A 10051-nucleotide genomic window follows, 5' to 3' on the forward strand; every position below is an offset into this window, starting at 1 on the left:
TGTGCCACCAATATACATGCCGGGACGACGGCGCACAGGTTCCAAGCCCTCTAAGACTTCAATGTCGTCAGCGGTGTACGAACTGCCATCGTTTGATGAAGATTTGGGCGCAGCTCGGATAATTGGCTTTGCGGCAGCAGGTTTTGACGCTGCGGCAGGCACCAAATTTGGCTCGCTTTTCTTTTTTGACGGTTCATCGCCAAATTTTCCGAAAAGATCATCACCGTTGTCCATGCCGCGCCTTACTGAATTCGAATCAATGTGTGAATTTCGTTTACCACAATAGCACCATTTGTTGATGATGATTTCAAACTGCGATTGGTAGTTTTCCCTAGGCTTTCAGGCGCTTTACGGCAGGTTTGAAGCCTGTGCTATGCGCCTCATTTGTTCGATGATGGGATTCATCTTTCTAAACAAAACATTATCATGTGTGTCGTTAAGCGACGGAATTTATTGACAAAATCTAACTGAGCCGTCAGCACTTTTTTAACAAGGTGGTGGTAGAACTGTTGTCATACGGTTTGAGAGTATGGAGTTCCCGTATATGGTCGCCAAAGCAAAGGTCAGCGTATCGGACCGCCCGGCTGAGGCGATTTTTTATTGGTTGGCGCAAGTCGGATTTGATAGTTTTGCGTACCGGCTTGCCCGCTTACCAATATCGCGTAGTTTCCTTTTATGGACCTTTGTTGGGGTCTTTGTCTTAGTGTAGCGATGTGGGTTGTTGCCCAACTTGCCATATTTGACTTGCTGCGTTAGCTTGCCCCGAAGTCAGTGAATTTTTACGCGGGGGAGAGCAAGATGAATATGGCGCATCGCATTTGCTTATTATGGTTTGGCCCGCGTTCTGCCCTCCACGTTTGTTAAATCGTGTAGGGCTGACCGGTTAGGGTTCGGATTTTTCTTAACATTACTATTGGTCTGCCCAAATGGGCTGCAATTGCAGCGTGACTATTCGGCTTTTTGCCGACAAGGGCAATAAAATGGCTTCTATTCAACTCAATAATGTCAGCGCAATCGCGCAAACGGAACTTTTCAAAAATCTAAGCCTTTCAGTTTCTAATGGCGAGAGCGTTGGCTTAATCGCCGCGAACGGTCGTGGCAAAACCACTTTGCTGCGTTTTTTAGCAGGTCAAGACGAACCCAGCGCCGGACAGATCGTGTTCTCGCGTGGTGCGCGTGTTGGTTATGTGGAACAAGAAATCGAAGAAGATTATCTTGATCAAACCGTTTATGCGTTTGTCGCATCGGCTTTAACCGCGGAACAACGGGACTATGAGAGCTGGCGCGTTGACGTGGCGTTGGCCGAGTTTCAACTGCCGGAAGACCAATATCATTCAACCCTACGCACATTGAGCGGCGGGTGGCGGCGCTTGATCATGATTGCACGGGTTTGGCTGACTGAGCCGGACATTTTGTTGCTGGATGAGCCAACCAACCATTTGGACCTGGCTAAAATTTTACAACTGGAGACGTGGATCAAGCAGGCATCCGTTCAAGTGCCGATGATTGTGGCCAGCCATGACCGTGCATTTTTGGATAATTGCACCAATCGCAGTTTATTTTTGCGGCCAGGTATTTCTCGCTTTTTCTCGCTGCCTTATTCTCAAGCGCGGATTGCAATAGAACAGGAGGATGTAGCGGCTGAGAAGGTTTTGGTCAAAGAGCAAAAGCAAGCCAAGCAATTGCGCGATCAGGCGGCTAAATTGAACAATGTCGGGCTGAATAGTGGTTCGGACTTGCTGCAAACCAAAGCCAAGCAATTGCGAAAGCGTGCCAGTGACATTGAAGACAATCTCAAGGATCTGCACAAGGAAAAGCACGGCGATATTACGCTGACCAATCGCGGCACTCACGCAAAAGTCATTCTGTCGTTCGAAGATGTCACCGTGTCCGCGCCGAATGGCGAAAAGCTGTTTGTTATCGAAAAAGTGCTGATACATGCCGGGGACCGGATAGTTGTGTTGGCAGAAAATGGTGCAGGCAAAACTCAGCTCATCAAAAAAATACACCGCGCTTTCTTTAAAGTGGATGCAGAACCGGGTATCTGGGTGACGCCATCTACAGTCCTTGGTTATGCGGACCAAGAAATCTCCCAATTGCCGGTTGATGAAAGCCCAGAAAGTTTCATTTTGCAACATAAAGGGGTAGGCAATACGCAATGCCGTTCACTGCTTGCCAACATTGGCTTCGAGTTTGAAAAACAGTCAAAACCGATCGGCCAACTGTCATATGGGCAGCGATCACGTCTGGCATTGTTGAGCCTGAGATTGATAGAGCCAAACTTTTATTTGTTAGACGAACCAACGAACCATGTGGACATTCCGGGGCGTGAAATGTTGGAGAGTGAAATTATTGAAAAGGGGGCTACAGCGATTATTGTTTCGCATGACCGCCAGTTTGCTCGGTCCGTGGGAACACGATATTTTGAGATTGAAAAAAAGCGCAAGCGGTTGATTGAAGTAAGTTCGCCTGAACCATTTTTTGAGCGAATGACGAGTTAGTTTAAAGCCATATTGAAGGCACATATTGATGAGCCAATTTTTTTTGCCACAATCCTTTGAGGACGCAATGCGTGCACATTTGAAGCGTGAGTTTGGTGAGGGTGCGCGGATATAAGTCAAGCGCGTCGAAAAATGAATGGTTGCCATTTCTCTTAGGTAGCTTGGAAACTGACTGTATAGCCATCGGCAATTGATGGGGGATGTTTGGGGAGCGGTAGGCTGTCGGCGTTGCGGAATTCAGATCAGTATGAGCCGCGTGGACTTGCAGCATTTACTGACAGAGGAGGGGCGTTTTCGCCTCACGACAACATTGGCGCCCCGTCGGTACCTTGTCCCAATGATAGTTGAGTAGTCTGCTGACTTGAACATTTCGATGGACGACATTCGTGGCATTCTGGATACAGGGCCGTTACAAGTTTGATCTTATTGTTGAAAGTTCCGTTTTGGTGAACTTTTAATATCAAGGCCGCAACAAAGTGTTGCCTTCCTCCACAAAAGGTAGTAAGGAAGACTGACTTTACAATGTTGAGTTATGCGATTAGTGGTTTTGGAGGTCGTCTTCTGCATAAGATTGATGGCAGGTGCCGTTTGCGAATGTAGCAATTGTTCTTCCGAACAATGCCCTTGTCTTCGACATCGGGTACGGCTTTGCACCGAAATGATTACAAACCCTAAGGTAAATTTTGATGAAATTGGCTAGGTTTATTGAAGAAATGCACCGCTTGGCGAACCGTGAATGGTCGAGCAGGGCGGCGGCATTGGGGTTGAGCTATAGTGAGTTTGAGTATCTGCGGGCAATCGAAGCTCAAGAAACGGAAAAAACTGACAAAGATGATCACGGGCAGCATCTGCAAGACGTGGTTGCTGAAATGGGTGTTCGAAAAGCTTCGGCGAGCGCAATGGTGCTTAAACTTGAAGAGCGCGAATTGGTTTTTCGCGTGCCATGCCGATTTGATGCGCGGGCGCAGCACATTTTGCTGACCGCAAAGGGCAATGAAATGGTGAGCGCAGGGCAGCAAATTTATGACGGTGTTGCGCAAGCACTTGAGAGCCGGTTTTCCTCTGGTGATTTGACGCAGTTAACGGACGCTCTAAACACACTTTCAAGCTAACACAATCTGAAACTGGGGCATTCACGCTTCAGTTCGGCCATGTAAGTCAGTCAGGCTAACTAATGGAGAATGTAATGAATTTTGAGATTGTTTTGATTGCTGCGGCGATCCATATCCTGTTTTGGGAAAAAATGCCGGAGTGGGGCACATTGTTTATGCGTGTGATTGATGCACTGCCTGGGCCATTGCGCACATTATATTATGATTGGAAGTGCCCCTATTGCGCGGGGTTCTGGATTGCACTGGTATTGCACGGCCTTACAGGACTTTGGTTTTTACCGGTGTTGGCTGAGATGCCAGCTTATCTGGGGGTAATCGGTGCGCCGCTTGCTTGGGTGTTGGACGCATTGGCGGTGGCGATGTTGGTTCTGGTTATGATCATTAGCATCAAAGCTGTTGGACTGCCTGCAATGAAAGCGCACCAAATGCGCGATGAATTCATGCAAAGCATGGCAAAAGAAGAGAAGCGTTAAAGATTGGGTGCAGGCGGGTTGCCCGGCGGCACTTTGCACCTTAAATAGGGCACAAAGTAAAGTTGTTAGGAATGCCACATGTCGCAAAAACCCGCCACGCCGCTCTTTTGGATTGCATCTTACCCACATAGTGGAGACCAATTGGTCCGCACGTTTTTACAACATTTGGCAAAAGATTTCGGTTATCGCCCGCAAGACAAACCAGCGATTGAGTTGCTGGATCGTGATTTGCCGTGGGATGTGCAATCCCATTTTTATGAAACGGTGATGGGTCAACATCCTCGTGAATTGAGCGAAGAAGAGATTGCGGCAGCGCGGCCGCAAATTCACGCGTATATTTCACAAACCTATCCGGGTATCCCCGTGGTCAAAACCCACGCGGCACGTGGTGAGTTTTACGGTGTGCCCAGCATCAATTTTGGCGTTTCAGTTGGCTCTGTCTATCTGATCCGCAACCCACTTATGCTGGCGCCAATATTTGCCATGGCCGGTAAGAAGGACGTGGTTACAGCACTTAAACTGCTGGCGACCAGCGAGTACCGCCAGCCCACATCTGACACTCATGCGTTAGAGCCTTGGGGGTCTTGGTCGCAAAATGTCGCGAGTTGGACCAGCGCAAATGTTGAAGGCGACTTGGTTGTGCGGTTCGAGGATATTGCGGTTGATCCATATGGGCAACTTGGCCGTATCGCAAAACATTTCAAAATGCCTGTCGATGAAAAACAAATCGCAGCAGCTGCGGACGCGGCGTTGGTGGTGCACAAAATGGCAGGTAAAAAACCGCAAGCCGACGCGTGGAAAAATGCAATGTCAAAAGATCACGTGCGCGCGCTGCTTGAGGTTCATGCACGGCAAATGTCGCGCTTTGGTTATTTGACCAATGACGTGCTCAACTATGCCGGACTGTCGCGTGAAGTTGCGATGAATTCGGCGGCCAAATTCGAAGAGCTTTCAAAAATGCCTGTTTCACCCGTTGGACATGCTTAATTAGGCAACCAGCTGGGCGGGGAATTTGTTTAAGCGCCTCGCAGTGATTTGGGCAGTCTGTGAGGGGCTTAAAGCTCAGATTTCTGATAGATATATACGGTCAGCCTGGTAAATCGCGCATTGGGGAGACACCATCCTCGAATATCACATGTCGCCGCCGAAATGTTGTATCTTGAATGCATTCGGGTTTGCTGATCCGGTCCATTCTAAAATGTCGGAAGTCTTTGCGTGCAGGATCCCAGGCCACCAAATACCATAAAGGTGGTAAGATCAGCATAGCTTGCGGCTCAACAATTCGGCTGGTTACGGCCCCTTTTGCATCATGGTACTGGAAACGCAGGTGCAGCCGTTGCAGAAAAGCTGTCTCAAATGCAGGCAGCAGTTCCGGGTCCATCGCGCCCATATTTGATATGTCAACTTGCGGTGACAGTTTGCCGACATACAAGCAATCCAGAAACCGGCGCAGGTCGCGTATCTTGTCGGATGGCAAGGCTTTCTCGATTTTGGCAAGTCCAGCATCCGCCAGACTCGAAAAAGGCAAATTTCCCGCCGCCCGCATCGATGCAACGCTGATAAGAAGCGCAAACACCTCGGCGACCGACAGCCGTGCTGTGGTCTGAACCGATTGTGGATCAAGTTGCAGGCCGCCCCCGCGCCCAGGTTCGGCATGAATGACAAAGCCCTCATCGCGTAGCGCGCCAATGTCACGCAACACTGTGCGTCGGGACGCGCCAACTTCCTCAGCCAAGTCAGCGATTGTCGACGTGCCGTTGCGGCGAAGGTAGCGCGCGATGGCGTCTTGTCTAAGGCGAATATTCATTTCGTATATCTACCATTTAATAGTGCCAGTATTTGGCACCATTACGTTTTAGACAATAGCTGGCCGCGTGAGCAAGCAGATTTGGAACTTGCAGCGTACATCCGCAAACCCTTGGGGCTGGAAAGAGCGCCACCGAAATAGTTGGCGTCGCCAGATCACCTAAAAGAGAAAAACAGGAACTGCTATGTCTAATCCAACCGATTTTCCCAAACCCACACTTATTTCAGTTAACGGCATTGAACTCGAAGTCTTTGAAGCAGGCCGAGAAAATGCAGGGAAACCAATTGTCCTGTGCCACGGCTGGCCGGAGCACGCTTTTTCGTGGCGTTATCAGGTGCCAGCTCTCGTTGCTGCGGGCTACCATGTTATCGTTCCCAACCAGCGCGGTTATGGCAATTCATCTCGCCCGTGCGACGTTACAGACTATGATATTGAACATTTGTCAGGTGATCTGATCGCGCTTCTTGATCATTACGAATACGAAAAGGCCACCTTTGTTGGTCATGATTGGGGCGCAGCGGTCGTTTGGGGGCTGACCTTATTGCATCCAGACCGGGTCGATAAAGTTATAAACCTGGCGTTGCCGTACCAAGCGCGCGGAGAAATTCCCTGGATCGAGATGATGGAACAGTTCTTTGGCGGCGACTTCTATTTTGTTCACTTTAATCGACAGCCTGGCGTCGCGGACGCCGTACTGGACGAAAACACCTCCCAGTTCCTGCGCAATATGTTCCGCAAGAATGTGCCTCTCACGCCACCCGCACCAGGTATGATGATGATCAATCTCGCCAAAGCGGACACACCCTTGGGTGAGCCCGTTATGAGTGACAGTGACCTAGCTGTTTTCATCTCCGCCTTCAAAATATCCGGGTTCACAGGCAGTATCAACTGGTACAGAAACCTTGATCGCAACTGGCACTTATTGGCGGGTGTGAACCCAATTATTCAACAGCCTGCGCTCATGATATATGGCGACCGGGATCTTGTCGCAAAGTCAGAGAATCTAGCAGATTTCGTGCCCAATGTAGATGTGGTTACTTTGGATTGCGGTCACTGGATCCAGCAAGAAAGGCCACAAGAAACAAACCAAGCGATATTGACTTGGCTGGACCAACAGGGTGCCGCTTAGCAGACAAAAGCCGACAATAAAGGAACGAAATGGTTCCCTTAAGTTGGCGGCTCTGTGATGCCTCATTTGAACAAAAAGAGGGCGCCCGAAGGCGCCCTAAGGTATAGGTATTGCTACCTAGGGGATAGGAGGGATCCTATGCAGAATAGTACATGTCGAACTCGACTGGGTGAGGCGCCATTTCGAAACGCTCAACTTCTTCCATCTTAAGTGCAATGTAAGAATCGATCTGGTCGTCGTCGAACACACCACCTGCTTTTAGGAATTCTCGGTCTGTGTCCAAAGCTTCAAGAGCCTCGCGAAGTGACGTAGCAACCGTTGGGATTTCTTTCAATTCTTCGGCAGGCAATTCATACAGATCTTTGTCCATAGGTTCGCCTGGGTTGATTTTGTTCTTGATGCCGTCAAGACCGGCCATCAACAATGCTGAGAACGCCAAATATGGGTTGGCAAGTGGGTCTGGGTAACGCACTTCAACACGTTTTGAAGCCGGTGACGCACCAAACGGAATACGGCAGGATGCTGAGCGGTTACGCGCGGAATAGGCCAACAAAACCGGCGCTTCATAACCAGGCACCAAACGCTTGTAAGAGTTGGTTGCAGGGTTGGTGAAGGCGTTTGTTGCTTTGGCGTGTTTGATGATGCCGCCGATAAAGTGCAACGCTTGCTCGGATAATCCCGCATAGCCATCGCCAGCGAAGTTTGGCTTGCCGTCTTTCCAGATGGAAAGGTGACAATGCATGCCCGAGCCATTGTCGCCAAATACAGGCTTTGGCATGAAAGTTGCGGTTTTGCCATAGGCGTGAGCGGTTTGCTGAACGCCATATTTGTATGTTTGAACTTGGTCCGCAATGCGGGTCAATGTGTCGTACTTAATGCCGAGTTCGTGCTGAGCGGATGCCACTTCGTGGTGATGCTTTTCAACCGTCACGCCCATTTCTTTCAAAACGGAAAGCATTTCAGATCGAATGTCCTGCGCGCTGTCGACTGGGGGAACTGGAACGTAACCGGCTGTTGTGCCAATGTGATGGCCCATATTGCCAGCTTCGTACATAGAGTTGGTGTTTGAAGGCAATTCGGTGTGATCAAGGGCAAAGCCAGTATTATATGGTTCTGTGCTGTAGCGTACGTCATCGAACATGAAAAATTCAGGCTCAGGACCAACAACGACTGTGTCACCAATGCCAGAGGATTTCACATAGGCTTCGGCTTTGCGTGCAGTCATACGCGGATCGCGGTTGTACGCTTCAAAGGTGCCTGGCTCCAATGTGTCGCAGTTGATGACCATTGTTGTTTGACCAAAAAACGGGTCCATGTGAACCGTATCAAGGTCTGGCATCATCACCATATCGCTCTCATTGATGGCTTTCCAGCCAGCAATTGACGAGCCGTCAAACATCACACCATCTTCAAACATATCTTCATCGACAACAGATATGTCCATTGTCATGTGATGTAGTTTGCCACGAGGGTCGGTGAAGCGAAGGTCTACGAATTTTACGTCTTCGTCTTCGATTCTTTTGAGAACGTCGTTCACAGTAGTCATATTTGTATCCCGCTTAAAAGGTATGCTTGTTTGTGTTGTTTGGATTAAACTGCATCGTCGCCGGTTTCACCGGTCCGAATGCGAATTGCTTGGTCAATTGTGGAGACAAAAATCTTCCCGTCACCAATGCGTCCGGTTTGGGCGGCATCGCGGATGGCTTCAACGGCCTTGTCGACTGTGTGGTCTGACACGACAATTTCGATTTTCACTTTCGGGAGAAAGTCCACAACATATTCTGCACCGCGATAAAGCTCTGTGTGGCCCTTTTGGCGACCAAAGCCTTTTACCTCGGTAACAGTAATGCCTTGAAAGCCAGCTTCTTGAAGTGCTTCTTTGACTTCGTCCAGTTTGAACGGCTTTACGATGGCTTCAATTTTTTTCACTGATCTTTACTCCGAAGGACCTGGTCTTGCGTCTGCCCATCTATGATGCAGGTTGTATGCCAGTTTTACCCAACCAGTGAAAATGCAGTGTTAATAAAGGGTTATCGCTTTGGTGCTGAAGTTGGAGGCACAGTTTTTCCATTTTGTGTGCATAAAATTTGTGCACAATGTTTAATTTTTGTGCACAGCACTGAACGAGCGAAAATGATGCCCGGTATTTGCACAGGGCAGGTGAAAAGAAATGCCCTTTCAAAGGTTTTTGTAAAAAGTTAGAAAAAGGGCTTTGACTGTTCGCAGAGTTTGGGTTAGACCCAGCGCCGACTTCGTCGCTGTGGATTATTGGCGGGTGTGGTGAAATTGGTAGACACGCTAGATTTAGGTTCTAGTGCTTCACGGCGTGGGGGTTCAAGTCCCTCCACCCGCACCATTTTCCGCAGCAGACATTTCGATCGATCGAATTATAGATATATAAAGACGGGAATTTCCTAATGCAGGTCAATGAAACCCTCAATGAAGGGCTCAAGCGTACATTGGAAATGCGCATTCCGGCATCTGAGCTTAGCCAAAAACTTGATGACAAGTTGAATGAGCTCAAAGGCACTGTGAATCTTAAAGGGTTCCGTCCGGGCAAAGTTCCATTTGCGCACATGAAAAAAACATATGGCCGCTCTGTTATGGGCGACGTCATGCAAGACGCGATTAATGTTGGTGTGCAATCAACATTGGAAGAGCGCAAAGAAAAAGCTGCAATGCAGCCAGAAATCGTGCTTCCTGAAGACGAAACAATTTTGACAAAAGTGTTTGAGGGTGAAGCTGACCTTGAATTCACAATGTCATATGAAGTTTTGCCTGAAGTGAAATTGGGCGATTTCAAAAAGATCAAAATCGAACGCCCTGTTGTTGAAGTTGCAGAAGACGATGTTCAGCAGCAGTTTGATGCAATCATTGAGCAGAACCGTCCGTATGAAGCGAAAGCTGAAGGCGAGGCTGCTGTTGAAGGTGATCGTGTCAATCTAAAATTCTTGGGTAAAGTTGATGGCGAGCCTTTTGAAGGCGGCGCATCTGAAGGTTCACCTTTGGTCATTGGTTCAAACCAATTT

At 48.8% G+C, this 10051-nt stretch carries 9 protein-coding genes, 1 tRNA gene and 1 pseudogene; 7 read left to right on the top strand and 4 right to left on the bottom strand.

Features of this window, described 5'->3' with window-relative positions; all coding sequences use genetic code 11:
- A pseudogene (locus ACJAZW_RS14065) lies at positions 1-234 on the bottom strand (DNA topoisomerase IV subunit B); the annotation flags it as partial.
- A 746-nt stretch (positions 235-980) separates the two neighbouring features.
- On the opposite strand from ACJAZW_RS14065, the gene ACJAZW_RS14070 reads away from it, so the two are divergent.
- The 4 genes from ACJAZW_RS14070 (at position 981) to ACJAZW_RS14085 (ending at position 5073) form a co-directional block, all read left to right on the top strand.
- Positions 981-2501: an ATP-binding cassette domain-containing protein gene (locus ACJAZW_RS14070; RefSeq protein ID WP_415159192.1), complete on the top strand. Its 1521-nt coding sequence runs from the start codon at positions 981-983 to the stop codon at positions 2499-2501.
- Positions 2502-3187: 686 nt separating this feature from the next.
- Complete coding sequence (locus ACJAZW_RS14075) at positions 3188-3613, top strand: MarR family winged helix-turn-helix transcriptional regulator (protein WP_415159194.1); 426 nt, start codon at positions 3188-3190, stop codon at positions 3611-3613.
- A 74-nt stretch (positions 3614-3687) separates the two neighbouring features.
- Positions 3688-4086, top strand: a complete 399-nt coding sequence (locus ACJAZW_RS14080) for a hypothetical protein (protein ID WP_415159196.1) — start codon at positions 3688-3690, stop codon at positions 4084-4086.
- Between the two features lie 78 nt (positions 4087-4164).
- On the top strand, positions 4165-5073 hold the full coding sequence (locus ACJAZW_RS14085; protein ID WP_415159198.1) for a hypothetical protein: 909 nt from the start codon (positions 4165-4167) through the stop codon (positions 5071-5073).
- A 100-nt stretch (positions 5074-5173) separates the two neighbouring features.
- On the opposite strand, the gene ACJAZW_RS14090 is transcribed toward ACJAZW_RS14085, so the two are convergent.
- Positions 5174-5893, bottom strand: coding sequence for a helix-turn-helix transcriptional regulator (locus ACJAZW_RS14090; RefSeq protein ID WP_415159200.1), 720 nt, complete (start codon positions 5891-5893; stop codon positions 5174-5176).
- Between the two features lie 184 nt (positions 5894-6077).
- Here ACJAZW_RS14090 and ACJAZW_RS14095 point away from each other — a divergent pair, with 184 nt between their 5' ends.
- The gene (locus ACJAZW_RS14095; RefSeq protein WP_415159202.1) at positions 6078-7022 is read left to right on the top strand and encodes an alpha/beta fold hydrolase; all 945 of its coding nucleotides are present in this window, start codon (positions 6078-6080) and stop codon (positions 7020-7022) included.
- A 136-nt stretch (positions 7023-7158) separates the two neighbouring features.
- Here the strand turns inward: ACJAZW_RS14095 and glnA are convergent, their stop codons facing one another.
- Positions 7159-8568, bottom strand: a complete 1410-nt coding sequence (glnA, locus tag ACJAZW_RS14100) for a type I glutamate--ammonia ligase (protein WP_415159204.1) — start codon at positions 8566-8568, stop codon at positions 7159-7161.
- Between the two features lie 44 nt (positions 8569-8612).
- A complete protein-coding gene (locus ACJAZW_RS14105; protein ID WP_415159206.1) occupies positions 8613-8951 on the bottom strand; it encodes a P-II family nitrogen regulator in 339 nt (112 codons plus the stop codon).
- A 342-nt stretch (positions 8952-9293) separates the two neighbouring features.
- Between ACJAZW_RS14105 and ACJAZW_RS14110 the strand changes: the two genes are divergently transcribed.
- Positions 9294-9378, top strand: a tRNA-Leu gene (locus ACJAZW_RS14110).
- A gap of 61 nt (positions 9379-9439) precedes the next feature.
- The coding region (gene tig / locus ACJAZW_RS14115; RefSeq protein ID WP_415159208.1) for a trigger factor at positions 9440-10051 on the top strand (612 nt) is incomplete at its 3' end.

This window comes from Maritalea sp. (assembly GCF_047634455.1).
Classification (GTDB): domain Bacteria; phylum Pseudomonadota; class Alphaproteobacteria; order Rhizobiales; family Devosiaceae; genus Maritalea.